We start from the raw sequence: 614 nt of genomic DNA, 5'->3' as shown, positions 1-614 counted from the left end.
TCAGCTATTATCGTTATGTCGCCATCTGGAGAGATGAAGACCTTATACAAAGATAAAAAATTACGCTGGCCGGATGGCTTTAGTTTTGGCCCTGATGGGTATCTATACGTCACAGCGAGCGCGCTTCAATACGTGATGGCCAAGCCTGACAGCTATATTGCTGAAAAAGGTCCTTATCAAATTTTCAAACTTAAAACGGACCAAACGGCAACACCGGGGCACTAATAGCTAAAGCAACGGCTGAGCAGCTTCAAATTGCTGCTCAGCCGGCACATCATTCAATCAAGAAGTGTGCTCGAGCAAGAGCAATAGGCTTGTCTTGGGACTCTTGCCAAGCATGCACTTCTACATTTGCGACACGTCCTCCTTGTCGAGTGACCTCACAAAGCGCAAACGTATCGGTATCCATACCGGCTCTCAAATAATCGATAGAGAAATCAATGATTTTTGGAAATGACTCAACAGGCTGGGTCGCCAAGAGATGTAAGCTACTCGACATTTCCATAAATCCACCCAAAACCCCACCGTGAATCGCAGGCAAAATCGGGTTACCCAAATTGCTATGGTTGCGAGTCAGTTTGAAAAGGCCTGACTCGACATCCCCATCAAATTCC

Annotated in this window: 2 protein-coding genes; one reads left to right on the top strand and one right to left on the bottom strand. The window is 46.3% G+C overall.

What is annotated here, in order from left to right:
- A partial coding sequence (locus A3751_RS22540; protein ID WP_197466126.1) for a hypothetical protein occupies positions 1-225 on the top strand: 225 nt, incomplete at its 5' end.
- A gap of 49 nt (positions 226-274) precedes the next feature.
- Here the strand turns inward: A3751_RS22540 and A3751_RS02520 are convergent.
- Positions 275-614 (bottom strand): PaaI family thioesterase (locus A3751_RS02520; RefSeq protein ID WP_068451718.1); only part of this gene is annotated, 340 nt, incomplete at its 5' end.

It is taken from the genome of Oleiphilus sp. HI0080, from assembly GCF_001635135.1.
Note: the sequence above shows the minus strand (reverse complement) of the source record. Positions and strands in the feature narration are given on the sequence as shown.